Source organism: Pseudomonas sp. BNK-15, assembly GCF_047456105.1.
In the GTDB taxonomy this organism is placed as follows: domain Bacteria; phylum Pseudomonadota; class Gammaproteobacteria; order Pseudomonadales; family Pseudomonadaceae; genus Aquipseudomonas; species Aquipseudomonas putida_E.
The window spans coordinates 3,426,070-3,451,010 of record NZ_CP179898.1; the positions used below are offsets into that span (position 1 = coordinate 3,426,070).

Here is a 24,941-nt window from a genome sequence, read left to right on the forward strand (position 1 = left end):
AAGGAGTGACCTTCATGCGCAATACCGTTCTCAATTATCTGTTGCTGCCGCTGTTTGCCGGCCTGTCGTTTTCAATCAGCGCGGCGCCTGCTACGGCCACGGTACCGAAGGAACCGGTACCGATGGTTAGCCAGTTGCCGGCCACCTCAGCCAAGCTCAACCTCAATACCGCCGATGCGCTGACCTTGCAGAAGGAGCTGAATGGAATAGGCAAGGCCAAGGCCGAAGCCATTGTGGCTTACCGGGAGGCCCACGGTGCGTTCGCTTCAGTGGATGAACTGCTGGAGATCAAAGGGATTGGCAATGCGTTGATGGAGCGCAATCGGGACAAGTTGGCGGTCGAGTAGGGGAGTAGGCCGGGGCGGCTTGTTGCCTGCCCCGGCGTCACCGCATGCAACCTACCTGTCCTGCGCATCCTTGGCATCCGCCTCGGCATTGCGCTCATGTACCTTCTTCAGTTGCTCATCGGTCAAGGGCAGTTTCTTCGCCGTATCGCGCAACATCATCAACCCGCCCACGATCGAGCCAAGGGCTAAGATGAGTATCAGCCAGGCATACCAGGGCATTGTCGTTCTCCTATGAGCTGTGAGGCTTCGCTTGTACCCGTTTTGAGCGACCGCGTTGCCCGTTGGTTCAATTATAGGAGGGGTGCCCCGCTGGGCCAATTCTAATGGCCTCTGGCCCCCAAGGCGTGGCGACTTCGTTTACAATGCGCGCCGTTTACGAATTACCAAGAGACCCCGACCATGTCCGCCTGCCAGACGCCCCTGATCGTCGCCCTGGATTTCCCCACCCGTGACGCCGCCCTGAAGCTGGCTGACCAGCTCGACCCCGCACTGTGCCGGGTGAAGGTTGGCAAGGAGCTGTTCACCAGCAGCGCTTCGGGCATTGTCGAAACCCTGTGCGCGAAAGGTTTCGAGGTGTTCCTCGACCTCAAATTCCATGACATCCCCAACACCACCGCCATGGCCGTGAAGGCTGCGGCCGAAATGGGCGTTTGGATGGTCAACGTGCACTGCTCCGGTGGCCTGCGCATGATGTCGGCCTGCCGCGAAGTGCTGGCCAAGCGCAGCGGCCCCCAGCCATTGCTGATTGGCGTGACCGTGCTGACCAGCATGGAGCGTGAAGACCTGGCCGGCATCGGCCTGGATGTAGACCCGCAAGAGCAGGTGCTGCGCCTGGCTGCGTTGGCCGAGAAGGCTGGCATGGACGGTTTGGTGTGCTCGGCCTTGGAAGCGCCGGCGTTGAAAACCGCGCACCCATCGCTGCAACTGGTGACACCAGGCATTCGCCCAGCAGGCAGTGCTCAGGATGACCAGCGGCGCATTCTTACCCCGCGCCAGGCGCTGGATGCAGGCTCGGACTACCTCGTGATCGGGCGGCCCATCAGCCAGGCGGCAGACCCGGCAGCAGCATTGGCTGCGGTCGTCGCCGAAATTCGCGGCTGAGATATGAACGAGGGCAGCAATGCTGCTCTCGCTCAAATAACGGCGATTTGTCACGGTTGCAGTCATGACGCAACTGAAATCGCGTAGGACATAGGGAATGAGCCCTCCGCATGAGTATGTTAGATGTCAGTTGATGTTTCGGATCAGAGCCCGGTTCAGCGCTTTGGAAGCCTGATTGGTACTTACCTGCTGCCCGTAGGCTGGTTCATCATTCTTACGGGAATGTTCTGGGCCTGGGACCGCTCTGCTTACCACAAGCTCTTTTATATTTTTCTTGCGGTACCGACGCTTGTGATGTTGATCAAGCAGCGGCATCTGCTGAAACCTCTGGTTTGCAATCCGCTGTTCTTGGCGTTCCTAGTTTTCAGTGGCTACACCCTTCTGAGCATCGCGTGGTCCGACACTGAAAACTCCACCAGCAGCTTGCTGAAGCGCCCGCTTTATATTGCGATGTTGCTACTGGCCGCAGGTATCATCAGCCTGCGCACACCCGGGCAACTGGATCAATGGACGCGCCTGGCCGCTATAGTGGTTGCGGTGGCGGCTGGTTTGTCATTGGCGGTTTATCTCTACCAAACCCCCGTATTGGCAGGCAGGCGCCTGAATGGTTACGGTGCGTTGTATAACCCGTTGCTGACTGCGCATGTATTTGGCGCCTTCGCTGCATTCTGGCTCGCATCGTGGTTCCAGGCTCGTAGTGCGCTCAGCCCATTGCCTTTGGTTTGCCTCGCTGTTCTGGGAATGGCAATCCTGGCGACGGGTTCCCGCACGCCGTTGATCGGCCTGGCAGCAGCCTTGGGTTGGTTGTTGATCGTCGGTGATCGCCGGCGCACCGGGTTGGCATTGACTGTCATCGGTCTTGCAGCGGTCAGTGTGGTACTGCTCTACCCTGAAGCCATTACCCAGCGTGGCGTCTCGCACCGCCCGGCCATCTGGCTGGACTCACTGCGCCAGATCAGCGAACACCCATGGCTGGGCCGCGGCTTCGATTCGCCGATGACAATCATCCTCCCGGGCTTGGGCAAGACGCTTGCAGACCCTCATAACATTGAGCTTGGAGTGCTTTATGCGGGTGGAGTCGTTGGCTTGGCGCTGTGGATGGCGCTTTACGGCTTGGCCATGTACTTCTGCTGGGTGTACCGCAAACACCCAGGCGTGATGATAGCGGCAACCTGGCTGATCTTCGGCTTCGCTTCGGGCCTGACCGAAGGCAGTGCCTTCATGTCGCGCCCGAAGGAGCATTGGTTCCTGATATGGATCCCGATGGCCCTGGTGTACGGCCAATCACTGATCCACTGGAAGCGCAGCCGGTCTGCTTAAGAGCAGACCATCCGCCATATACCGCGCAAGGTCTTGCGGTTCCAGTACTTGAGCGGGATTTGCGAAAGTATTTCCCGGCTCAATGCCTTGTCGCGGTTGGCGTACTTCAGCACCATAGAGTTACGGAACCGCATGCACACCTGCTCATATTGCGGGTGGTCGCTGAACACCGCAAAGGTGCGCAGCACGTTGTCCACCATGAAGCGGCCGTTCTTGAAGGTGTTGGTCGGGTGGTCACGGTACTGCGCCAGTACCTCGCCCAGTACGTCGATGAAATAACCGGCACGTGCGATCGACAGTTCGATATACACGTCTTCCAGGCGGATATCGGCATTGAACCCCCCCACTTTTTCCAGCGCCTCACGGCGCAGCATCAGTGTGGCTGCCATTGGCCCTGGCTTGCGGTCGAGGAACAGGTCGTCGAAGTCCAGGCGGCGGAAGGGCAGGTTGCGGTTGCGTTGCTCGCGTGCACCCATCACGTTGCCATCCTGGTCGATGGTTTCGATGTTGGCCGAGCAGATGCCCACTTCAGGCTTGCCGTTCATGTACTCCACCTGGGTGGCAATACGGTGGGGCAGCATTATGTCGTCTGAACCGAAAGGCACGATCAGGTCGCCCCTGGCGCGTGCTATCGCGTCGTTGAGGGTGCGTGCCAGGCCTTGGTTGGCCTGGAAGCGCAGATCGAAGCCATGCTGTTCCTGAAGCCGCTTGAGCACTGCTGGGCTTTCGTCCTTGGAGCCGTCGTCCACCACCAGAAGCTCGATGTTCTTGTAGGTCTGGTTGATGACGCTGTTGATGCTTGCTTCGATGTAGCGCGCGTGGTTGTAGGACGCGATGATCACTGTCACCAACGGTGTGTCAGCAACGCCGTGATTCTCAGAACACATGTGTAACCCCTAGCTTTGATCCGTTCTTTTGAAGCCTCTATGCAGGCTACCTGCTGGTTTTCTAAAGTGATGGCAATTCAGCATCTTATGCAGGTATTGGCCATTCTAATGGAAGGGGCACTTGAGGGATACGATAGCGTGTTGGGGGCTTATACGTAGGGAGGATCCTGCGATTTGTTCAGAAATTTCCTACGACTCAGGACTGGTGATGCCTAGCCTGAGGAAATACCCTACACGTTCTGTCGACACGCGTCTGATTGTTCCTGGAAACACCGCCCTTTAGGCTTTCTGGGTCGCTGATGTTCAGCGATGCGGGTGTGGAAACCCGGACAATCTTCAAGTGCCTGTCGTAATGGCAGCTGTATACGGGAGGCCGTCAGGCCTACCGGGGTTCCTTGAAGACTCGGTTTTCCACCCCGTGTACAGTTGCCGCCCTTCGTGTGGAAACGGCGGTGGCAACTCCTTTAATCTTCAAGGAATTGCTATGAAAAAAATCGTCCCCGATCCACCCCATAATTTCGACCTTCCATCCGACAAAACCCTCTCCAGCGCCATCAGCGAGCGTATCGTGCCGATCGATCACGTGGTCAAGAACGTCACCCATTACTTGATGCTGGCCTACAACCACTGCCACATGGCCCTCTACGCAATCGAGGATGAGGCCACCCGTGAGTTGATGGTAAACGGGCTGCGGGCCATGCAGATTGCCTGGGGTCAGTCGGATGCGCTGTCGCTGGCCTTGGAACGTACTAACGGCCTGCATTGAGGGGAATACGGCAATGACTACAGACGTTACCCATGTCACAGCAGGTGTGACCACGTTTTTTCAGGGTGAGCACCAGAGCCATCCCTTGTTCCGCATCGAGCCGGGTATACCTTGCCAGGATGCCCGTGAGCAGGCTTCGGAGTTGATGGGGTACGTGCGCGAGCTGACCATCGTTGGGCTGATGGATGAGAAGCCGATGATGATCTGGGCTTCGCATTACCTGAGCGCGATGGCCAAGGCGCTGATGGATGATGCGGAGTTGGGGATGAAAGGCTGAGGTTGGCTTGGCCGTGCTTAGCGCTGGCAAGCGCTTCGCGCGTTTGGCTGATGAATGAAAAGCTGATGCTGATTCGGGCTTGATGCGCTGAGCATCGTGCGGGTATGGCACTTCGTCGTGTTAGACACAAAAGTAAAAGGCTGCAGTTGCGGCCTTTTACTTTTGCTAGGATCGCCCACACCATGAGTGATCGTTGGGCGCGGAGTCACTGATATTCAGCAGTATCACAAAGTCGTTCGCCGCAGCGGCTGCACCGTCTTTTTGATACCACAATCTCCCCTGTAAACGTGCGTTCATACTCCAAGGGTTTATGTTTTAGTATCAGGCACACAATGCGCTTGAGTTTATGAGTTGTGTTTGGCACGTGATGTTCTTTCATCATCAATCCCTGTGATTTAGAAGTCCAGGCGCAGAGCCGTGCGCCAAAAATTCTTTAGCGGAGACTTCCAGTGCTTACGCCAATTGCGTGCCCACCATTCGTCTTCATTCTGAACGGTGTGCTCCAAATCGCTGCCCGTCACGGCGGCGGCGTGCTGTCGGAACATCATGGGGAATACGCAATGCTGGCGAATTTTATGCTTGAACATCACGTCGACAGGTGTGCCGTCGTAGGGCGTTTGCGCCAAAATTTTGCAGCCTTCCCGCGAGAGCACATAAGCGTGCAGTGCAACGACGCGGCCTCGGGCAATGAAGGGGAACCAGGTCAGCCAGGTTCGGCCCATCGAGTAGCCAAGGTGCAAGGCTTCGAAGCGTTGGTTACGCATGAAGCGGTTGACCCAGCGGACATGAGACGCCTTGATTTGATAAGACTTCGCATCATCCTCGAAGATCATTATGCGGTCGTAGCCAAGGTCCAGAGCACGTTGGGCAAGTTGCTGGTGAGACTCATAACAACCCCGCTTGGGGTCACTGTTTTTCTCGACGACATGAAATGAAACATTATTGCCCAGCATCCGGCCAATACTTTCACTAAATAACTTGCGCCGGTCTTCGCGTGTGTCGATGGAAATGCACAGCACTTCATCTACATCAAAGGATATTGTTTTCAAGAAACTCATCGATCCGCTTGCTATTTATACGGGTGGAACGGCTACCTGCCAGCGTCCCGATTACGCGCCATTGCTGCTCGGCAAAACTGTGATAATTCTCCATGATGGCGGGTTGATGTCAATCTCTGCATTTGTGAGATATTTTGGCGGCTACGTCGAGGCGAGCGCTTCGCGTTGGCCGCGCGGACCAAGGCGAAAATACCCAACAAAAAGGGCCGGTACGTGCGCGCGTACCAGCCCTTTCAAATCACGCAAAAACGACTCAACCAATAACCAGCGGCGGGAACGATTTCACCAGGTCATCCAGCGCCTTGATCTGCGCCAGGAACGGCTCCAGCTTGTCCAGCGGCAGGGCGCTTGGGCCGTCGCACTTGGCCTGGTCCGGGTTCGGGTGGGCTTCCAGGAACAGGCCAGCCAGGCCAACGCCCATGCCGGCACGGGCCAGGTCAACCACCTGCTCGCGGCGGCCACCAGAAGCAGCACCCGAAGGGTCACGGTTCTGCAGGGCGTGGGTCACGTCGAAAATGATCGGCAGGTCATCGCAGGTGCGCTTCATCACACCAAAACCCAGCATGTCCACAACCAGGTTGTCGTAGCCCATGCAGGTGCCGCGGTCGCACAGGATCAACTGGTCGTTACCTGCTTCCTTGAACTTCTGCACGATGTTCTGCATCTGCGAAGGGCTCAGGAACTGAGGCTTCTTGATGTTCACCGGTTTGCCAGTCTTGGCCAGCGCCACCACCAGGTCGGTCTGGCGGGCCAGGAAGGCAGGCAGCTGCAGCACGTCGACCACTTCGGCCACTGGCGCGCACTGGTAGATCTCGTGCACGTCGGTGATGATCGGTACGCCGAACTCGGCCTTGACCTTCTCGAAGATGCGCAGGCCTTCTTCCATGCCCGGGCCACGGTAGGAGTGGATCGAGGAGCGGTTGGCCTTGTCGAAGCTGGCCTTGAACACGTAAGGAATGCCCAGCTTCTCGGTTACCCGCACGTATTCGGCGCAGGCGGTAAGGGCCAGGTCCTCGGACTCAAGGACGTTGATGCCGCCGAACAGCACGAACGGGGCGGCATTGGAACATTCGATGTTCTGGGTGATCTTGATCATTTTCTACTCTATGAAGTCTGGGGTAGCCATGGCGCTCTACCAACGACTTTCGAGTACACCGCTGGTGAAGATTTCGCGGCGCTCCAGGCGCCCGATTTCCTCATGCTTGGCAAGCGCGAACACCCGGTTGAAGGCTGCGCGTTGCACATCAGGGAAGTACTCGGCCAGTGCGTATTCTACCGCAGCATCATAGTCCGCTTCGGTTATATAGCGGTAAATTTCTCGGTAGTAGAAAAAGCCGAACTGAAAGCCCAGGGTTTCGCTCATGTAGGCCGTGGGCCCGGAGAAGCTGTTCTCCAGGTCGATGGCCTGCGCTTGTCCTTCTTCCGGGAGCATGACGTTGGCCGCCCACAGGTCCATGTGCGTGACGCCTTGGCAGTGCAGGGCATGCAGCAGTTCGAACGCTGCCGCGATCACCCCGTGCACGGCCTCTGGCTTTTTGCGCACTTTTGCCAGCCCGTCCTCGTGCCCGCTCAGTAATTCTGTGATGAGGAAAAAGTCCTGCATCAGGCCGAACCGGGAGCGGCTGTAGCCATAGCCGACCAGCCTGGGCACCCGCGCACCCCGCCGGGCTGCTTCGCGGGTGTTGATCAGTTCTTCGAGGGACCAGTCATACATGCCGTTGCGCTTGGGCCGGCCACGCTGCATGCGCAGCTTCTTTTTCAGCGAATCGAGCTTTTCGCGTTTGGTGAACAGCAGGCTTTGGGAGCATTCAAGAGGGGCGCTGACCCGTTTGGCACTGGCGCTCTGCTCGATCAGTCGTTCGAAGGCTTGCCGGGTATGCTGGGCAATAGGGGCTTGAAGGTGCAAGGTGGTGTCGCGATGGCGCAGAGTGTGGGGGTATTCGTTTTGCCAGATCTGTGAATCGCCAACCACACCTTCATTCCTTGTAGTATCAAATAGCCATGAATAATGGATCCAATACTACAGTTTTTTCACATTTTTCGTACAGGTTCTTAACGATACTTAACATTGAAATGTGCTAAGGGCCGCGTGAGCGGCCCCTGTATTTCAAACCTTCAACACCAGCTTGCCGAAGTTTTCCCCGCTGAACAGCTTGAGCAGGGTTTCTGGGAACGTCTCCAGCCCCTCCACCACATCCTCCTTGCTCTTGACCTTGCCACTGGCCAGCCAGCCGGCGATTTCCTGCGCGGCCTTGCCGTACTCCTTGGCGTGGTCCATCACCACGAACCCTTCCATGCGCGCACGGTTCACCAGCAGCGCCAGGTAGTTGGCCGGGCCTTTGACTGCTTCCTTGTTGTTGTACTGGCTGATCGCGCCGCAGATCACGATGCGGGCCTTGAAGTTGATGCGGGTGAGCACGGCGTCGAGGATCTCACCACCGACGTTGTCGAAGTACACGTCAACGCCCTTGGGGCATTCGCGCTTCAGGCCGGCAAGTACGTCCTCGGCTTTGTAGTCGATGACGCCGTCGAACCCCAGTTCATCCTTGAGGTACTGGCATTTCTGCGCGCCGCCGGCAATGCCGACGACGCGGCAGCCTTTGATCTTGGCAATCTGGCCGACGATGCTGCCCACGGCGCCGGCAGCACCGGAGATGACCACGGTGTCACCCTCTTTTGGCTGGCCGACGTCGAGCAGGGCGAAGTAGGCGGTCATGCCGGTCATGCCCAGGGCTGAGAGGTAGCGGGGCAGGGGGGCAAGGTTGGGGTCGATCTTGTGCAGGCCCTGGGGTTCGCCGGTGAAGTAGTCCTGCACGCCGAGGGCGCCGCTGACATGGTCGCCGGGTTTGAAGTCGGGGTGGTTGGAGGCCACCACTTCGCCTACGCCCAGCGCGCGCATTACCTGGCCGAGTGCCACGGGCGGGATGTACGACTTGCCTTCATTCATCCAGCCGCGCATGGCTGGGTCCAGCGACAGGTACAGGTTGCGTACCTGGATCTGGCCTTCGGCGGGGGCATCGGCGGGCACTGTCTCGAAGGTGAAATCGTCACGGCGCACGGCGCCGGTCGGGCGTTTGGCCAGCAGGAAGCGGCGGTTGGTCTGGGTCATGGCGGGGTCCTTGTGGGCAGGAGCAGAAGGGTCAATTTAACGTGGTGATGACAACAGGTCTGCAAAATCACTGGTAGGCATGATAGCCCAACCGCTGGCTTGATGATGCTGCCCAGTGGGTTGGCAGGCTGACTAGACTCTGAGCGCAGAAGCCAGAGGCTGCTGCAACCATTTGTGGGAGCCGCGCTTGCCGGCGATGGGCTGTGAGCGGCCCCTTTGTTTCGGGTGTTGAGAAAGGCCTGCAGGCCGGGGCGAGCGCTGCGCGCTCGATCGCCGGCAAGCGCGGCTCCCACATTAAAAAAATTGCGCTTTGTTGCACCCATGATTGGAGCATTCGATGAGCATGACCTTTTCCGGCCAGGTAGCACTGGTCACTGGCGGTGCGGCGGGTATCGGCCGGGCGACGGCTCTGGCGTTTGCCCGTGAGGGGCTCAAGGTGGTGGTGGCCGACCTCGATCCGGTCGGTGGTGAGGGCACCGTGGCGTTGATCAACGAGGCCGGTGGCCAGGCGCTGTTCGTGGCCTGTGACGTGACCCGTGACGCTGATGTGCGCCGGCTGCATGAGCAGGTCATTCAGGCCTACGGTCGCCTGGACTATGCCTACAACAATGCCGGTATCGAAATCGAGCAGGGCCGCCTGGCCGAGGGCAGCGAGGCAGAGTTCGACGCCATCATGGGCGTCAACGTCAAAGGGGTGTGGCTGTGCATGAAGTACCAGCTGCCGCTGTTGCTGGCCCAGGGCGGCGGGGCTATCGTCAATACTGCCTCGGTGGCAGGCTTGGGCGCGGCGCCTAAGATGAGCATCTACAGCGCGTCCAAGCACGCGGTGATCGGCCTGACCAAATCGGCGGCCATCGAATATGCCAAGAAGCGCATCCGGGTGAATGCGGTGTGCCCAGCGGTGATCGATACCGACATGTTCCGCCGCGCCTACGAGGCCGACCCACGCAAGGCCGAGTTCGCCGCCGCGATGCACCCGGTCGGGCGCATCGGCAAGGTCGAGGAAGTCGCCAGTGCGGTGTTGTACCTGTGCAGTGATGGGGCTGCGTTCACTACCGGGCACAGCCTTACGGTGGACGGTGGGGCCACGGCTATTTGACAAGGGGCCCTGTGCCGACGGGACGATGGTACGGAGTTTGATTTCTCTGTGATAGGGTTGGGGCAAGAACTGGATCGTTGGTGACCGGTCTTACGATGAAGTCACTTCATCTAAGGACAGCAATGAAGCATTTAGTTTTGTTCTTGGCCATCGTGGCGATCGCAGGGTGCGCGGCAACTGCCAAGACCGAGATGAGAAAAGGCCGCAAGGGCTTGCATATCAATTGCTCGGGCCTCTCGTCATCGTGGGACAAGTGCTATAGCAAGGCGGCGCAGTCCTGTGGGGCCCGTGGTTACAAAGTTGTCGCCCGCTCGACCAGTGACGATGAGGAGGAAGGGGACTTCCTGTTCGGCATAAACCCTGCGGGTTATACCAGCCGTAGCATGATCGTCATCTGCAAATGATGCTTGGGCGGGTCATTTTCCGGTGACGTGCTCACCGGCCCCGGCCCGTTTGCGCATCAATGTCGCTCATGGGCAGGCTTCCCGCGCTCAGGCCTTTCTTTCACATGCAGGGCGACCTTCAGCAAGCTGATTACGACACGCTCATAGCTATTTGACACTATTGCGCCCTCAAGCCCTTGTGGGTTCAACGCAATCGTTGCCACGCTTGGCCTTTGCAAACTCTGAGAGCAAGGGGGCGGCGTATGGAGGCGAGCAGGCAGGGTTTTCTGGCCAACCTGGGCATGGCCCGCAAGCTGGGCCTGGGCTTTGCCCTGGTATTGCTGCTGACCCTGGCGGTGGCAGCCATCGGCATTGCCGCGCTGTACAGCGTCGGCCAGCATTTCGGTGGCCTGCGCCAGCTGGGCCAGTTCAACACCGACCTGCTCAAACTGCGCCAGCACGAACAGGCCTTTGCCCTGCGCTCCGATATCAAGGAGGCCGAGGCCCTGCGCAGCGGCCTGCACAACCTCAGCGAGCGCGCCCGGAGCCTGCCGGCACTGGCGGCGGCCGAAGCGGACCTGGCGGCGTATGGCCAGGCCTTCGAAGCCTTTGTCGAAGCGGTGCAGGCCAAGGAGCTGGCGCTGGACATGGCCAGTTGGTCGGTCTCCAGCGTGGCCAACAACCTTGACGTATTGCAGGCTGGCCTGGCCGATGACGGCACCTACACGCTCAAGCAGTCACAAGGCCAGCAAGGCGGGGAGTTTTTGGAGCAGGCTGCGCAGGTGAGCCAGGTATCCCGCTTGATGCTGCAGGCCATGGACGAGGCACGCGTGCGCCTGGACCAGAGCCGCAAGGGCGAGGAGGGCGCAGCCGCAGGGCGCATCGCCCAGACAGTTGAGGCGGCAGGGCTGGTCGAGCAGCTCAAGGCGGGGGTCGGCGATGCGGGCTACCAGAGCGTGCTGGGCGAGGTGCAGGGGCATATCGCCAGCTTCTCCGACAAACTCAACGAATACACCGACCTGCTCGGCAAAGAGCAGGGTATCAAGGCGCAACTGCAGGCGCGTGCTGAGCAGGCCACGCAGCGGGTCGATCAGGCCTATGCGGCGGACGAGCAAGCGATGCAGGCTGAGCTGACGCGCAATGCCGTGGCCATCGCCCTGGCTACCGGCCTGGCGCTGCTGGTGGGCGTGCTGGCGGGGTGGTTGATCACGCGGGCGGTGGTCGGCCCGCTCAAACGGGTGATCGGCCGTGCCCAGCGTATCGCTGCCGGGGAGTTGAGCCTGGACGCGGAAGCTACGCGCAACGATGAGGTGGGCCAGTTGATGCAGGCCATGCAGCAGATGGCTGCAGGGCTGTCGGGCATCGTCAGCGGCCTGCAGCAGGGTATCGAGCAACTGGCTGGCAGTGCCCAGGCGCTGTCAGCGGTAACCGAGCAGACCAACCGCGAAGTGGGCAGCCAGAAGGAGGAGACCGAGCAGGTGGCGACCGCCATGCAGCAGATGACCGCCACCGTGCACGATGTGGCGCGCAATGCCGAAGAGGCGGCACTGGCGGCCCGGGCCGCTGACGAGAAGGTCGATTCGGGCCAGGTGGTGGTGCGCCAGAGCATGCAGCGTATCGAGCAATTGGCGGCGGCGGCGGATGCGGCCAGCGCCGGTATCGACAGCCTGAGCGCCGAGATCCACACCATTGGCGATGTGCTGGAAGTGATAAAGAGCGTTGCCGAGCAGACCAACCTGCTGGCGCTCAATGCCGCCATCGAAGCGGCGCGGGCGGGCGAGCAGGGGCGTGGTTTTGCCGTGGTGGCCGATGAGGTGCGCGCGCTGGCCCGGCGTACCCGCCAGTCCACCGAGGAGATCGAGCGGTTGGTTGCCAGCCTGCGCGGTAATGCCCAGCAGTCGGTGGCGCAGATCCGTGGCAGTACCGACCTGGTGCGCCTGGCGGTGGCCGATGCGCTGCAAACCGAAAGCGCCCTGGGCAGTATTGCGGCGGCGGTGTCGTTGATTCAGCAGATGAACCAGCAGATTGCTGCGGCGGCAGAGCAGCAGAGTTCGGTGGCTGAAGAGATCAGCCGCAGTGTCACGCAGATTCGGGGCAGTGCCGACCAGGCGGCGTTGGCAATGCAGGGTAATGCGCAGTCAAGTATCGAGCTGGCGCAGTTGGGCAGTGACCTTAAGGGGATGGTGGGGCATTTCCGTTTGTGAACGTCTGTACCGGCCCTATCGCCGGCAAGCCGGCTCCCACAGGAACCCCACTGATTTCAAGGCATGTGGTGTAACTGTAGGAGCCGGCTTGCCGGCGATGGGGCCGGTACGGCACCCCTTCGGTCAGGCCCTGCGCGGGTTGAGAATCAGCAGGGTCACCACCCCCGCCACAATCCCCCAGAATGCCGACCCGATCGAGAACAAGGTCAAGCCCGACGCCGTCACCATGAAGGTAATCAGCGCTGCCTCCCGCTCGCGCGCCTCGCTCATGGCCACCGTCAGGCCATTCATGATCGAGCCGAACAGCGCCAATGCCGCAATAGACAACACCAGCTCCTTGGGCAGCGCAGCGAACAACGCCGCCAGCGTGGCGCCGAACACCCCGGCAATGCCGTAGAAAATCCCGCACCACACTGCCGCCGTATAGCGCTTGCTTGGGTCTTCATGGGCATGCGGCCCGGTGCAGATCGCTGCGCTGATGGCCGCCAGGTTGACGCCGTGCGAGCCGAACGGGGCCAGCAGCAGTGAGGCAAAGCCGGTGGTGGAGATCAATGGCGAAGCCGGGACCTGATAACCGTCGGCGCGCAACACGGCAACGCCCGGCATGTTTTGCGAGGTCATGGCCACCACGAACAGTGGAATGCCGATGCTGATGGTCGCGGCCAGCGAGAAGCTGGGCGTGGTCCACACCGGTGTGGCCACTTCCAGCCTGAAGCTGCTGAAGTCCAGCAAACCCAGTGCGCCGGACAGCGCTGTGCCCACCAGTAACGCTGCCAGCACGCAGTAGCGCGGCGACAGGCGTTTGACCAGCAGGTAACTGAAGAACATGCCCAGCACCAGCAGCGTGCGGTGCTGCGCTGCGACGAAGATTTCGCTGCCGATCTTGAACAGGATGCCAGCCAGCAATGCCGAGGCCAGTGATGCCGGGATGCGTTTGACCAGGCGTTCGAAGCTGCCGGTCAGGCCGCAGATGAGCACCAGCACGGCACAGGTGATGTAGGCACCGATCGCTTCGCCGTAGCTGACCCCGCCCAGGCTGGTGATCAACAGCGCAGCCCCGGGCGTCGACCAGGCCACGGTGATCGGCGTGCGGTAGCGCAGCGACAGGCCGATGCTGCAGACCGCCATGCCGATGGACAGGGCCCAGATCCACGACGAGATCTGCGCCGTGGAAAGGCCGGCAGCCTGGCCAGCCTGGAACATCAGCACCAGCGAGCTGGTGTAGCCGGTGAGCATGGCGATGAAGCCGGCGACGACGGCCGACGGTGAGCTGTCTGCCAGGGGCCGCAGGCGTGCGGAGGTGGCATCGGTCATGGGGTAAGTCCTTGTCCATGTGTAAGCAGTTTTTTCAGACTAACGCGCGTCGGGTTGATCCTTGCCATACAGCGGGCATTGCTTTTAGCCGTACAGTCGCCAACTATTGGGCACGAATGCGCAACTGCATGGGAGGGAGGGGCGATGTACAAAGTCTATGGCGACTACCAGTCGGGCAACTGTTACAAGGTCAAGCTGATGCTCAGCCTGCTGGACCGCCCTTATGAATGGCATCCGGTGGATATCCTCAAGGGTGGGACCGAAACGCCGGAATTTCTGGCGATGAACCCCAATGGCAAGGTGCCGGTGCTAAAGCTCGAGGACGGCACCTGCCTGTGGGAGTCCAACGCCATTCTCAATTTCCTGGCCGATGGCAGCGAGTACCTGCCCAGCGAGCCGCGTTTGCGTACCCAGGTGCTGCAGTGGCAGTTCTTCGAGCAGTACAGCCATGAGCCGTACATCGCCGTGGCGCGGTTCATCCAGTTTTACCTGGGTTTGCCTGACGAGCGCGTGGACGAATACCGCAAGCTGCACAAGGGCGGCTACAAGGCATTGAGGGTGATGGAGCGGCAGTTGCAGATGACGCCGTACCTGGTGGGCGAGCAATATTCGATTGCCGATGTGGCGTTGTATGCCTACACCCATGTGGCGCATCAGGGTGGGTTCGATCTGGCCGAGTACCCGGGTGTGCGAGCCTGGCTGGCCCGGGTGGCCGCGCATCCTCGGCATGTGCCGATGCTGGGCTGAGCAGGCCTCACAGGTTCCGTAGGAGCGGCCTTGTGTCGCGAAAGGGCTGCGAAGCGGCCCCAGGATATCTGTGGCGCCGCTGATATCCTGGGGCCGCTTTGCGGCCCTTCGCGACACAAGGCCGCTCCTACAGGCGTGAACAGCGACCTTGAGCGCTTCCAGTGTCATCACCACCTGGCTTTGTTCAGCGCGGCCATTTGCACCTTGCTGCGGGTAGGAGCGGCCTTGTGTCGCGAAAGGGCTGCGCAGCAGCCCCAGGATATCTGTGGCGCCGCTGATATCCTGGGGCTGCTGCGCAGCCCTTCGCGACACAAGGCCGCTCCTACAGGCGTGAACAGCGACCTTGAGCGCTTCCAGTGCCATCACCCCCCCGCTTTGTTCAGCGCGGCCACTTGCACCTTGCTGCGGGTAGGAGCGGCCTCGTGTCGCGAAGGGCTGCGCAGCAGCCCCAGGATATCTGTGGCGCCGCTGATATCCTGGGGCCGCTTTGCGGCCCTTCGCGACACAAGGCCGCTCCTACAGGCGTGAACAGCGACCTTGAGCGCTTCCAGTGCCATCACCCCCCGCTTTGTTCAGCGCGGCCACTTGCACCTTGCTGCGGGTAGGAGCGGCCTCGTGTCGCGAAAGGGCCGCAAAGCGGCCCCAGGATATCTGTGGCGCCGCTGATATCCTGGGGCCGCTTTGCGGCCCTTCGCGACACAAGGCCGCTCCTACAGGCGTGAACAGCGACCTTGAGCGCTTCCAGTGTCATCACCACCTGGCTTTGTTCAGCGCGGCCACTTGCACCTTACTGCGGGTAGGAGCGGCCTCGTGTCGCGAAAGGGCTGCGCAGCAGCCCCAGGATATCGGTTGCGCCGCTGATCTCCTGGGGCCGCTTTGCGGCCCTTCGCGACACAAGGCCGCTCCTACAAAAAACCGCCTCAGATACTCGCGAAGCGTTTGTCCAGGTAGGCAATGATTGCCTTGGACTCATACATCCAGGTCACGTTGCCTTGCTCTTCGATGCGCAAGCACGGCACTTTCACTCGGCCGCCACCTTCGAGCAGCGCCTGGCGGTGCTCTGGGTCGTTCTTGGCGTCGCGCAATGCCACTGGCACGTTGAGGCGGTGCAGGGTGCGGCGGGTTTTCACGCAGAACGGGCACGCATGGAACTGGTACAGCGCAAGGCCCTTGGCCTGCTGCTCGACATGCGCCTGGGCCGCGGCATCGCGCTTGCGCTTGGCCGGGCGGCTGATCAGGTCGCCGATCACGATGAGCTGGCCGAGGCCGACCCGCAAGGCTTTGACGATCATCTGCAACTCCTGAAAATAAAAAGCCGACCCTCAGGGCCGGCTCGGGTCACGCGCCGATCATTTGATCAGGCCGAGGAACTCCATGCGCGTGGCCGGGTTGTCGCGGAATTCACCGAGCATCACCGAGGTGAGCATGGTCGAGTTCTGCTTCTCCACACCGCGCATCATCATGCACATGTGCTTGGCTTCGATAACCACCGCCACACCCGCAGCGCCGGTCACCTGTTGCACGGCCTCGGCGATCTGGCGGCTGAGGTTTTCCTGGATCTGCAGGCGGCGGGCGAACATGTCGACGATCCGCGCGACCTTGGACAGGCCCAGTACCTTGCCTTTGGGCAGGTAGGCCACGTGCGCCTTGCCGATAAACGGCAGCATGTGGTGTTCGCACATCGAATACAGCTCGATGTCCCGGACCAGCACCATTTCGCTGTTGTCGGAGGTGAACAGCGCGCCGTTGGTCACTTCTTCCAGCGTCTGCTCGTAACCGCGGCAAAGGTATTTCATGGCCTTTGCAGCCCGCTTGGGCGTGTCGAGCAGGCCCTCACGGGAGACGTCCTCGCCGATCTGGCTGAGGATCTCGGTGTAGTTCTGTTCCAGGGACATGTATCTACCTGTGGGAAAAAATCGCAAAAACGAAGGTTACGGCGGCAAAGCCTGCGCTGCAAGCGCGGCGTTACTCGTCGCGGCCTTCCATCATGGTTCGTTTGAGCATTACGTACACGGCCCCGGTACCGCCGTGGCGGGCCTGGCAGGAGGCGAAACCGAGCACCTGCGGGTGCTGGCGCAGCCAGGTGTTGACGTGGCTCTTGATCATTGGCCGCTTGCCATCCAGGCGTGCGGCCTTGCCATGGGTCACGCGCACGCAGCGTACTTCCAGCTTGGTGGCCTCGGCAATGAAGGCCCACAGGGTTTCGCGGGCCTTCTCGACAGTCATGCCGTGCAGGTCGAGGCTGCCCTCGAAGGCGATCTGGCCGAGCTTGAGCTTGCGCAGCTGGGTTTCCTGCACGCCGTCGCGGCGCCACATCAACTCGTCTTCGGCACCCACGTCGATGACGAACTGGTCGGACAGGCCGTCGATCACCAACGTCTGGTCACTGCGCACGGTCGCGGCCTGGCGCAGGCCGGCCAGCTGCTTGCGGTCAGCCTTGGGTTTGCCGACCTCGGCACGGTCGTGCTTGATCGGCTTGACGCCGCGCACCTCGGCGCTGAACAGGGAAAAATCGTCGTCTTGCATGGTGCCTCCACGTGGGCGGCGTAGTTTACGCGATCAACCCTGTGGCGTCAGCAATGGCCCTGCCGCCGGCAGGGCCAGGGGGCTTCAGCACAGCCTTCAGTCGTGCTTTTTCATCAGGTGCGGCGACATGTTCAGCTCCCGACCGCGGCGCAGGCGAATGCGGCTGCGCCGCCAGAAGCGCACGCCCAGGTACAGGAGCACCAGCCCGACCACGCTAAGGGTAATCGAAAGCGGGCGGTTGGCATTGAGCTCGGCAAAGGCCGGGTAATTACCGAGCAGCCCGGCGACGCCGGCCATGGCCAGCAGCACACCGAACGTGGCCAGCAGCGCCGACAGGCCGGCGGCCAGGCGGGCGCCCCAGTTGCGTGGCTCGCGCTGGCGCAGGCGTTTGGCGTCGAAACTGCCTTTGAGCTTCATTCCGATTTCCTCTGTGGGCATCAGAAATTCGACCGGCAACCGGCCCCCGGGTTCCGCCCGGCTGCCGGGCGGTGGTCAGCTCGCCAGGCTCAGATCAGGCTGGCGGTGGGGGCGACGCAGGCGAAGTTGTCGGCCATCACGGCCATTTCGCACTCGTGAATCTGCGCAGCGGGAATCACGCGGTCTTTCAGGGCCAGGTCGCGGGTCGCCGAAGCGTCTTGCACCAGGGTGCAACGATAACCATAGTCCTTGGCCCGGCGCACGGTGGTGCTGACGCTGGAATGGCTCATGAAACCGCAGACGATCAGGTCCAGGTGCCCCAGCTCCTGCAGGGTTTCGTGCAGCTTGGTGTTCTTGAACGCGTTGGGCATGCGCTTTTCGATGATTATTTCACCGTCGCGTGGCTCCAGCCCCGGGATGAATTCACCGGCAGGGCCTTGTGGGTCGAAGCGACCGCCGACGGTACCGAGGTGACGGACGTGGATGATCGGACGGCCGGCCTTGCGGGCGGCGTCGAGCAACCTGGCGATGTTGGCCACGGCCTCGTCCATGCCCGACAGCGCGAGCGGACCGCTGAGGTACTCTTTTTGCGCATCGATGACGATCAGGCTGGCTTGGCTCAGCTTGGCCGGCGGGTAATCGCGGCCAGTGAGGCGGAACATCGTGGTTGGAACGGACATCAAGGGCTCCTTGGAAGGGCTTTTGTATACCTATTCTCCCTTGCCTTGGCGCCAATGGGAATGGTTGACATCGAAACCGGCGCAGTTACTGGCCTGTGGCTACCCGCTGGGCGATCCGCAGGAACATTTGTGCGGTGCGGGCTGTTAGACTTTTGTCCAGATCTGAATAGGAGTACCCCGTGATCACATCTCGTCTGCGCACCTTGCGCGACCATATCCGCTGGGCGGTCAGCCGCTTCCACGAGCACGAGCTGTTTTTCGGCCACGGTGCCGACAACGCCTGGGATGAAGCCCGCCTGCTGGTGCTGGGCGCCGTGCACCTGCCGTGGGAAATCGCCGACAGCTACCTGGATTGCCAGCTCGAGGACGACGAGCGTGTACGCCTGCAGCACCTGCTCAAGCGCCGTATCGAAGACCGTGTACCCACTGCCTACCTGCTGGGTGAGGCGTGGTTCTGCGGCATGTCGTTCATCGTTGACGAGCGTGTGCTGGTACCGCGTTCGCCAATCGGCGAGCTGATCGAAAAACGCTTCGAGCCATGGCTGGCCAACGAGCCTGCGCGCATTCTCGACCTGTGCACGGGCTCCGGTTGCATCGGTATCGTGGCGGCCGAGGTGTTCCCCGAGGCCGAGGTGGTATTGGCCGACCTGTCCTTCGAAGCGCTCGAAGTGGCCAACCAGAACATCGAACGCCATGGCCTGGACGAGCGGGTATTCACGGTACAGGGTGACGGCTTCGCGGGCCTGCCGGGGCAACGCTTCGACCTGATCCTGTCCAACCCGCCGTATGTCGATGCCGAGGACTTCGGCGACATGCCGGCCGAGTATCACCATGAGCCGGAGATGGGCCTGGCCTGCGGCAACGATGGCCTGGACCTGGTGCGGCGCATGCTGGCCGAGGCGGCCGAGCACCTGACCGAGAAGGGCCTGCTGATTGTCGAGGTGGGCAATAGCCAGGTGCATGTCGAGGCGCTGTACCCGGAGGTCGACTTCGCCTGGCTGGACTTCGAGCGCGGTGGGCATGGGGTGTTCATGCTGACGGCGGAGCAGTGCCGGCAACATCAGGAGCTGTTCAAGGCCCGCGTTTGATTGGGGCTTGATGGGGTGGGGCATGCCTTGCGTTGCACGGTCTCAAAGCCGCTGTAACACCCATGGCATGCGCCCACTTGCTCTAGCGGGTGGCAATCCAGATCAACAACCCAGCCTGGAACACCGCAAACGCCACCAGGCAGGTAATGGTAAAGCGCAGCCCGCTGTCCTCGCGCTGGTACTTGGCCACCCGCTCATCGCGCTCGCGCAGTTGCGCCTCCTTCTCCAGAAGGTTCTGCTCGGCCTGCTGCAGCATCCCGGCCGCCTCGAGCATGGCCACCCGCTGCACCTTCTCACTGTTCCAGCCGCCCTTGAGCTGGCCCACCGTGGCTTCGACCGTGCGGCCTTTGAGGTGCTGCCCGTCGGCGTACTCCACCTCGATGCCGGTCGCGCTCAGGAAGCGGTCACGGCGCAGGCGCGTGTCTTCGTTCAGGGCATCCTTGTTCGGTAGCGCCATGCCTTCGATGTGGTAGTGCGACCACTTGCGCTGCAGCCATTGCACGGCCTGGGCCAGCATGAAACGCCCCAGGCCGCGGTTCAGTGGCTCCAGCTGCAGGCCGCTGTCGCTGCCGATGCTCACCCGCCGCTCAAGGTGGTCGACCCGCACATCCAGCTGGTTCTGCTCTTTGCGCACCTTCTGCCCGGGCAGGCGGATTTCCATGCGCAGCAGGCTGTGCGCCTTGTCGTGGCGCTCGGCATGGCCGAACTCGACGAAACGCAGCGGCCGCGCGCCGCTGTTGCGGTCGGTGGGCAGCGGCGCCAGGCGCAGCAACTGAAAGTGTTCTACTGCCAGGTCAGCCCAGGGCAGCACTGGGCTGTCCGGGGCTTGCGGCTCTTCGGCCGGCTCTACGGCGGCGGGGGCGTCGGTCATCAGGGCGTTCTCACATACAAGCCAATACCGAGCTTATCGGCCGTATCGCCCAGGACCTGAGGCCATTGTGCGGCGATCTCCTCAGGCTGAGGGCAATTGATGAATGAACGTCACCACCCGCTCACCCAGCTCACGGGCCAGCGGCAGTTCAGGGTTCAGGTAGCTGTCGCGCTGCTCGCTCATGGCCTTGGGGCTGATGCGCAGCATGTGGTTCATGCCGTCGATCAGTACCAGTTGGGCATCGGGTTTGGCCGCCTTCAGGCGCTGGGCATCGGCCACATCCACCTGCACGTCGTTGCGGCCCTGGATGATCAGCGCAGGCATGGGCAGGCGGGCGAAGGCCTTGGCCGGGTCCTGCCGGAACAGTGAGATCAGGTAGGGCTGCACGCTGGGGCGGAAGACCTGGCGCAAGGGGGCGGGGACATCCAGGCTGGTCTGCCCGGCCTGCAGGCGGTCGAGCAGGGCGCTGCTGCGGGCCAGTTGCGCGGGCGGCATGCGTTGCGCCAGTTGTTCGCGCAGCACATCGGCGATGGGCCGGCCGCTGCCGGCCAGGGTGATGACGGCGCTGGCGCCGGCCTGTTCGGCGGCCAGGCTGGCAATCAGTGCACCTTCGCTGTGGCCGACCAGTATCAGCGGGCCGAAGCGCGGGTCGGCCTTGAGCTTGCGGCTCCAGGCCACCACGTCGGCGACGTAGCGCTCGACACTGAGGTCGCGCTCATCGGGCGTGGCCGGCAGGCTGGCGGCCACGCCGCGCTTGTCGTAGCGCACGCTGGCAATGCGCTCATTGGCCAGCAGCAGCGCCAGGCGTTTGAGGTTGTCGATACGCCCCGAGGCCGGGTTGTTGCCATCGCGGTCGGTAGGGCCGGAGCCGGCGATGATCAACACCACTGGGGGCGGGGTGGCCTGTTGCGGCAACAGCAGGCTGCCATGCAGCACACCCTGGCCGGTGTCCAGGTCGATAGGGCGTTGCAGGACGGTGGGTGAGGCTGCCTGGGCAAGGCCGGTGCACAGCAGGAGGAAGAAAGCGACGAAGCGCGGCATCAGGCGGTACTACATGGGGAGATGAGCGTTTGACCCAATGTTCATGGGAAGGTTCTGCAGCCCCCCGGAGCGGGCAAGCATTCCTTGTGAAATTTTCCGTATACTGCTCCCCTCGTTCACTTCAGGCAGACTCGCGGAGCGTCCATGTCCGGCAATACCTACGGCAAGCTGTTCACTGTCACCACCGCTGGCGAAAGCCATGGCCCGGCGTTGGTCGCCATTGTCGATGGCTGCCCTCCGGGCCTGGAAATCTCCCTCGCCGACCTGCAACACGACCTCGACCGGCGCAAGCCCGGCACCAGCCGGCACACCACCCAGCGCCAGGAACCGGACGAGGTGGAAATCCTCTCCGGTGTGTTCGAAGGCCGTACCACCGGCTGCTCGATCGGCCTGCTGATCCGCAACACCGACCAGAAGTCCAAGGACTACTCGGCGATCAAGGACCTGTTCCGCCCGGCCCACGCCGACTACACCTACCACCACAAGTACGGCATCCGCGACTACCGCGGCGGTGGCCGCAGCTCGGCCCGCGAAACCGCCATGCGCGTGGCGGCCGGCGCCATCGCCAAGAAGTACCTGGCCACCCAGGGCATCCAGGTGCGCGGCTACATGAGCCAGCTGGGGCCGATCGAAATCCCCTTCAAGACCTGGGATTCGGTGCAGGACAACGCCTTCTTCAGCCCCGACCCGGCCAAGGTGCCGGAGCTTGAGGCCTACATGGACCAGCTGCGCCGCGACCAGGACTCGGTCGGGGCGAAGATCACCGTGGTGGCCGAAGGCGTGATGCCGGGCCTGGGCGAGCCGATCTTCGACCGCCTGGACGCGGAGCTGGCCCATGCGCTGATGAGCATCAACGCGGTCAAGGGTGTTGAAATCGGTGCCGGCTTCGCCAGCATCGCCCAGCGCGGCACCGAGCACCGCGACGAGCTGACCCCCGAAGGCTTCCTCAGCAATAACGCGGGCGGGATCCTGGGCGGTATCAGCTCTGGCCAGCCGATCGTCGCCCACCTGGCGCTCAAGCCGACCTCCAGCATCACCGTGCCGGGCCGCTCCATCGACGTGGACGGCAACCCGGTCGACGTCATCACCAAGGGCCGTCACGACCCGTGCGTTGGCATCCGCGCCACGCCGATCGCTGAAGCGATGATGGCTATCGTGCTGATGGATCACCTGTTGCGTCACCGGGCGCAGAATGCCGAGGTGAAGGTCGCAACGCCGGTTCTGGGCCAGCTCTGATTCGTCAGTACCGGCCCTATCGCCGGCAAGCCGGCTCCCACACGGGCAGCATGGGCGCCGGCTTGAACCGGCTCCACAGGTGCAGTGTAGGAGCCGGCTTGCCGGCGATAGGGCCGGTACAGGCAATACCCCATTCTGGCTGAGCCCTGATGAACCCAATCCCCTACTGGCGCCTGTCCAGCTTCTACCTTTTCTACTTCGCTCTGCTGGGTTCGACAGCCCCGTTCCTGGCCCTGTACTTCGACCACCTCGGCTTCCCCCCGGCGCGTATCGGCGAGCTGGTAGCCATCCCCATGCTGATGCGCTGCATCGCCCCCAACCTGTGGGGCTGGCTGGGTGACCGCAGCGGCCAGCGGCTGCTGATCGTGCGCCTAGGCGCGCTGTGTACCCTGGCGACCTTTTCGCTGATCTTCTTCGGCAAGAGCTACGCCTGGCTGGCGCTGGTAATGGCCCTGCACGCGTTCTTCTGGCACGCGGTACTGCCGCAGTTCGAGGTCATCACCCTGGCCCACCTGCATGGGCAGACGGCGCGCTACAGCCAGGTGCGCCTGTGGGGCTCGATCGGTTTCATCCTCACCGTGGTCGGCCTTGGGCGGTTGTTCGAATGGCTGAGCCTGGATATCTACCCGGTCGCCCTGGTGACCATCATGGCGGGCATCGTCGCGGCCAGCCTGTGGGTGCCCAATGCCCAGCCGGTGGAGCAGGGCGAGCGGCGCGACGCAGGCGGGTTTCTGCGCCAGTTGCGGGCGCCCGGGGTGGTTGCCTTCTACCTGTGCGTGGCCTTGATGCAGCTCAGCCACGGGCCTTACTACACCTTCCTCACGTTGCACCTGGAGCACCTGGGCTACAGCCGCGGCGCCATCGGCCTGTTGTGGGCGCTGGGGGTGGTGGCCGAAGTGCTGATCTTCATGGCCATGAGCCGCATCTTCACGCGCTTCAGCGTGCAGCAGGTGCTGCTGGCCAGCTTCCTGTTGGCCGCCCTGCGCTGGCTGCTCCTGGGCAACCTGGCGGGCGAGCCGGGCGTGCTGATCTTCGCCCAGGTGCTGCACGCCGCCACGTTCGGCTGCTTCCATGCTGCCTCCATCGCGTTCGTCCAGGCCAGTTTCGGCGCCCGTCAGCAAGGCCAGGGCCAGGCATTGTATGCGGCGCTGTCGGGCACCGGCGGTGCGCTGGGGGCGTTGTATTCGGGCTACAGCTGGAAGCTGCTGGGCCCCACCTTCACCTTTGGTATGGCCAGCGCCGCAGCGCTCGCGGCAGCCGTTATCATTGCCACTCGTTTGAAATCGACCAGGACCTGCCGCTGATGAGCATCCTCTGTGTATTCCACCCGTCCAGCCCGGCCTTGCCGAACAAGGTACTGACCCACCACGACGACATCACCGCAACGCTGGCAGAGCAGGGCGTGCGTTTTCACCACGCTGCGCTGGCGCTGCGCATACGGCCGGGCAGCAGCCAGGATGAGGTCATGAGCGCCTGCCGCGAACACCTTGACCGGTTGATGACTGCCCAAGGCTGCGCAGCATTCAGTGTGCTCAACCGCGACGGTGCCGACCCGGCACAGGTCGACCTGCGTGATGAGCATGTGCATGACGTTGATGAAGTGTTTGCCGTGGTCACAGGTCGCGCCCAGGTCGGGCTTCGCCTGGGTGACTATGTGTATGCGCTGGTGTGTGAAAAAGGCGACCAGCTGGTGATCCCGGCAGGGAGCCGGCGCTGGGTGGAGCTGGGGGACAACCCGTTCTGCCTGGCGCTGCGGCTGTATGCCAGCGAGCAGGGCATGCAGGCGCGCTTTACCGGGGATGATACGGCGCGTGCGTACGCCGGGATCGACGAGTTCTAGTGTCCGCTCCGGCCCCTCGCGGGCAAGCCTGTGCCTGCAGGTACCCCGCCATCCCTAAGGGCAATGCAGTACCTGTGGGCGCAGGTTTACCCGCGAAGCGGCCGGTGCAGACAAAACTCAACGGTAGGTCGGCAACGCGAAGCGCTGCTGGCTCTGCAGCATCGAAATCACCGGCAGTTCACTGGCTTGCTCGGCCAGGTCGCGGCGAATGGCGCTGATCGCCCAGGACAGCTGTTCGGCGCTGTGCAGTTGCCCATAGGTCAGCACACGGCGGGTAACCCTGCCATCGGTGGCACGCAGCGTCAGCAGGATGCCGCCATCGGGGCGAGGCTGGGTGGTGACCTGGTAGGCCGAGAACACCGAGACGAACTTTTCCTGAATGAGGTCCATATCAACTCCTGACTGATTTGGTGGGCAGACGTGAGTTGATAGGTGCAGTGAACGTGCCAAAACTTGATTCTAATAAAAAGCCTTTAATTTCAAGGCCTTGAGGTTGCTTCGGGGAGGGTGGTGCCGTGCAGGCTGCATGGTCGTGCATTTTGCACAGTGCATTTTGCACGAGCCGGCCGGTGGCTATCGGCGCTATAGATTCTGAACCTTTGACCTGCCGGGCTTGCCTGACAAACACTT

At 62.1% G+C, this 24,941-nt stretch carries 28 protein-coding genes and 1 pseudogene; 14 read left to right on the forward strand and 15 right to left on the reverse strand.

The genetic code is table 11. From position 1 onward, the window contains the following. Positions 1–14 precede the first annotated feature (14 nt). Positions 15–347, forward strand: coding sequence for a ComEA family DNA-binding protein (locus ACMGF5_RS15640; protein ID WP_125924347.1), 333 nt, complete (start codon positions 15–17; stop codon positions 345–347). Between the two features lie 51 nt (positions 348–398). Here the strand turns inward: ACMGF5_RS15640 and ACMGF5_RS15645 are convergent, their stop codons facing one another. Continuing rightward, positions 399–566: a DUF2897 family protein gene (locus tag ACMGF5_RS15645; RefSeq protein WP_012313328.1), complete on the reverse strand. Its 168-nt coding sequence runs from the start codon at positions 564–566 to the stop codon at positions 399–401. A gap of 180 nt (positions 567–746) precedes the next feature. On the opposite strand from ACMGF5_RS15645, the gene pyrF reads away from it, so the two are divergent. Together pyrF and ACMGF5_RS15655 are read left to right on the forward strand one after the other, a co-directional pair. Beyond that, positions 747–1,448, forward strand: coding sequence for an orotidine-5'-phosphate decarboxylase (gene pyrF / locus ACMGF5_RS15650; protein WP_125924348.1), 702 nt, complete (start codon positions 747–749; stop codon positions 1,446–1,448). A 123-nt stretch (positions 1,449–1,571) separates the two neighbouring features. Beyond that, positions 1,572–2,768: an O-antigen ligase family protein gene (locus tag ACMGF5_RS15655; RefSeq protein ID WP_414156948.1), complete on the forward strand. Its 1,197-nt coding sequence runs from the start codon at positions 1,572–1,574 to the stop codon at positions 2,766–2,768. Here the strand turns inward: ACMGF5_RS15655 and ACMGF5_RS15660 are convergent. Next, on the reverse strand, positions 2,765–3,655 hold the full coding sequence (locus ACMGF5_RS15660) for a glycosyltransferase family 2 protein (protein ID WP_414156949.1): 891 nt from the start codon (positions 3,653–3,655) through the stop codon (positions 2,765–2,767). The genes ACMGF5_RS15655 and ACMGF5_RS15660 overlap by 4 nt on opposite strands. A gap of 484 nt (positions 3,656–4,139) precedes the next feature. Here ACMGF5_RS15660 and ACMGF5_RS15665 point away from each other — a divergent pair, with 484 nt between their 5' ends. After that, positions 4,140–4,421 carry a hypothetical protein gene (locus tag ACMGF5_RS15665; protein WP_414156950.1) on the forward strand — a complete coding sequence of 94 codons (282 nt, stop codon included), beginning with the start codon at positions 4,140–4,142 and terminating at the stop codon, positions 4,419–4,421. Positions 4,422–4,434: 13 nt separating this feature from the next. Beyond that, complete coding sequence (locus ACMGF5_RS15670; RefSeq protein ID WP_125924351.1) at positions 4,435–4,698, forward strand: DUF3077 domain-containing protein; 264 nt, start codon at positions 4,435–4,437, stop codon at positions 4,696–4,698. Positions 4,699–5,093: 395 nt separating this feature from the next. On the opposite strand, the gene ACMGF5_RS15675 is transcribed toward ACMGF5_RS15670, so the two are convergent. The 4 genes from ACMGF5_RS15675 to ACMGF5_RS15690 form a co-directional block, all read right to left on the reverse strand. Beyond that, positions 5,094–5,747 carry a hypothetical protein gene (locus ACMGF5_RS15675; protein WP_414157859.1) on the reverse strand — a complete coding sequence of 218 codons (654 nt, stop codon included), beginning with the start codon at positions 5,745–5,747 and terminating at the stop codon, positions 5,094–5,096. 262 nt (positions 5,748–6,009) lie between these two features. Then, entirely contained in the window at positions 6,010–6,852 is an 843-nt protein-coding gene (gene kdsA, locus ACMGF5_RS15680) for a 3-deoxy-8-phosphooctulonate synthase (RefSeq protein ID WP_012313334.1), read from the reverse strand. A 36-nt stretch (positions 6,853–6,888) separates the two neighbouring features. Beyond that, a complete protein-coding gene (locus tag ACMGF5_RS15685) occupies positions 6,889–7,728 on the reverse strand; it encodes a lipopolysaccharide kinase InaA family protein (protein WP_414156951.1) in 840 nt (279 codons plus the stop codon). A 135-nt stretch (positions 7,729–7,863) separates the two neighbouring features. Further along, positions 7,864–8,865 (reverse strand): NADP-dependent oxidoreductase, encoded by a 1,002-nt coding sequence (locus ACMGF5_RS15690; RefSeq protein WP_177010602.1) that lies wholly within the window; start codon positions 8,863–8,865, stop codon positions 7,864–7,866. Between the two features lie 337 nt (positions 8,866–9,202). On the opposite strand from ACMGF5_RS15690, the gene ACMGF5_RS15695 reads away from it, so the two are divergent. The 4 genes and pseudogenes from ACMGF5_RS15695 (at position 9,203) to ACMGF5_RS15710 (ending at position 12,551) form a co-directional block, all read left to right on the forward strand. Continuing rightward, positions 9,203–9,964 (forward strand): SDR family oxidoreductase, encoded by a 762-nt coding sequence (locus tag ACMGF5_RS15695; RefSeq protein ID WP_115272902.1) that lies wholly within the window; start codon positions 9,203–9,205, stop codon positions 9,962–9,964. Between the two features lie 122 nt (positions 9,965–10,086). Further along, on the forward strand, positions 10,087–10,368 hold the full coding sequence (locus tag ACMGF5_RS15700) for a hypothetical protein (RefSeq protein WP_012313338.1): 282 nt from the start codon (positions 10,087–10,089) through the stop codon (positions 10,366–10,368). Between the two features lie 1,097 nt (positions 10,369–11,465). Then, positions 11,466–11,690: pseudogene (locus ACMGF5_RS15705) on the forward strand (HAMP domain-containing protein); the annotation flags it as partial. Next, positions 11,688–12,551: a methyl-accepting chemotaxis protein gene (locus ACMGF5_RS15710; RefSeq protein ID WP_414157860.1), complete on the forward strand. Its 864-nt coding sequence runs from the start codon at positions 11,688–11,690 to the stop codon at positions 12,549–12,551. The pseudogene ACMGF5_RS15705 and the gene ACMGF5_RS15710, both read left to right, overlap by 3 nt. A 123-nt stretch (positions 12,552–12,674) precedes the next feature. On the opposite strand, the gene ACMGF5_RS15715 is transcribed toward ACMGF5_RS15710, so the two are convergent. Next, positions 12,675–13,865 (reverse strand): benzoate/H(+) symporter BenE family transporter, encoded by a 1,191-nt coding sequence (locus ACMGF5_RS15715; RefSeq protein WP_414156952.1) that lies wholly within the window; start codon positions 13,863–13,865, stop codon positions 12,675–12,677. 144 nt (positions 13,866–14,009) lie between these two features. Between ACMGF5_RS15715 and ACMGF5_RS15720 the strand changes: the two genes are divergently transcribed. Beyond that, positions 14,010–14,612: a glutathione S-transferase family protein gene (locus ACMGF5_RS15720; RefSeq protein WP_115272899.1), complete on the forward strand. Its 603-nt coding sequence runs from the start codon at positions 14,010–14,012 to the stop codon at positions 14,610–14,612. A 920-nt stretch (positions 14,613–15,532) separates the two neighbouring features. Here ACMGF5_RS15720 and ACMGF5_RS15725 read toward each other — a convergent pair. The 5 genes from ACMGF5_RS15725 to ACMGF5_RS15745 form a co-directional block, all read right to left on the reverse strand. After that, entirely contained in the window at positions 15,533–15,904 is a 372-nt protein-coding gene (locus tag ACMGF5_RS15725) for a glutaredoxin family protein (protein ID WP_115272898.1), read from the reverse strand. 57 nt (positions 15,905–15,961) lie between these two features. Beyond that, positions 15,962–16,507, reverse strand: a complete 546-nt coding sequence (gene folE / locus ACMGF5_RS15730) for a GTP cyclohydrolase I FolE (RefSeq protein ID WP_012313343.1) — start codon at positions 16,505–16,507, stop codon at positions 15,962–15,964. Positions 16,508–16,577: 70 nt separating this feature from the next. Next, positions 16,578–17,138: a Smr/MutS family protein gene (locus ACMGF5_RS15735; RefSeq protein WP_046786622.1), complete on the reverse strand. Its 561-nt coding sequence runs from the start codon at positions 17,136–17,138 to the stop codon at positions 16,578–16,580. Positions 17,139–17,234: 96 nt separating this feature from the next. Next, positions 17,235–17,555, reverse strand: coding sequence for a hypothetical protein (locus ACMGF5_RS15740; RefSeq protein ID WP_046786621.1), 321 nt, complete (start codon positions 17,553–17,555; stop codon positions 17,235–17,237). Between the two features lie 89 nt (positions 17,556–17,644). Continuing rightward, the gene (locus ACMGF5_RS15745) at positions 17,645–18,235 is read right to left on the reverse strand and encodes a cysteine hydrolase family protein (protein ID WP_012313346.1); all 591 of its coding nucleotides are present in this window, start codon (positions 18,233–18,235) and stop codon (positions 17,645–17,647) included. Between the two features lie 179 nt (positions 18,236–18,414). On the opposite strand from ACMGF5_RS15745, the gene prmB reads away from it, so the two are divergent. Further along, positions 18,415–19,323, forward strand: coding sequence for a 50S ribosomal protein L3 N(5)-glutamine methyltransferase (gene prmB, locus ACMGF5_RS15750; RefSeq protein ID WP_046786619.1), 909 nt, complete (start codon positions 18,415–18,417; stop codon positions 19,321–19,323). Positions 19,324–19,405: 82 nt separating this feature from the next. Here the strand turns inward: prmB and ACMGF5_RS15755 are convergent, their stop codons facing one another. Both ACMGF5_RS15755 and ACMGF5_RS15760 read right to left on the reverse strand, forming a co-directional pair. Beyond that, positions 19,406–20,194, reverse strand: coding sequence for a hypothetical protein (locus ACMGF5_RS15755; RefSeq protein ID WP_196997670.1), 789 nt, complete (start codon positions 20,192–20,194; stop codon positions 19,406–19,408). An 81-nt stretch (positions 20,195–20,275) separates the two neighbouring features. Continuing rightward, positions 20,276–21,238, reverse strand: coding sequence for an alpha/beta hydrolase (locus ACMGF5_RS15760; RefSeq protein ID WP_115272895.1), 963 nt, complete (start codon positions 21,236–21,238; stop codon positions 20,276–20,278). A 141-nt stretch (positions 21,239–21,379) separates the two neighbouring features. Here ACMGF5_RS15760 and aroC point away from each other — a divergent pair, with 141 nt between their 5' ends. From aroC to ACMGF5_RS15775, 3 genes are all read left to right on the forward strand, one after another. Beyond that, positions 21,380–22,471: a chorismate synthase gene (aroC, locus tag ACMGF5_RS15765; RefSeq protein ID WP_046786616.1), complete on the forward strand. Its 1,092-nt coding sequence runs from the start codon at positions 21,380–21,382 to the stop codon at positions 22,469–22,471. Between the two features lie 149 nt (positions 22,472–22,620). After that, a complete protein-coding gene (locus ACMGF5_RS15770; protein ID WP_046786615.1) occupies positions 22,621–23,775 on the forward strand; it encodes an MFS transporter in 1,155 nt (384 codons plus the stop codon). Further along, positions 23,775–24,311 (forward strand): oxidase, encoded by a 537-nt coding sequence (locus ACMGF5_RS15775; RefSeq protein WP_414156953.1) that lies wholly within the window; start codon positions 23,775–23,777, stop codon positions 24,309–24,311. The genes ACMGF5_RS15770 and ACMGF5_RS15775 overlap by 1 nt, the downstream gene beginning before the upstream one ends. A 117-nt stretch (positions 24,312–24,428) precedes the next feature. Here ACMGF5_RS15775 and ACMGF5_RS15780 read toward each other — a convergent pair whose 3' ends face one another. Further along, complete coding sequence (locus ACMGF5_RS15780) at positions 24,429–24,701, reverse strand: DUF3509 domain-containing protein (protein ID WP_012313353.1); 273 nt, start codon at positions 24,699–24,701, stop codon at positions 24,429–24,431. Positions 24,702–24,941 lie beyond the last annotated feature (240 nt).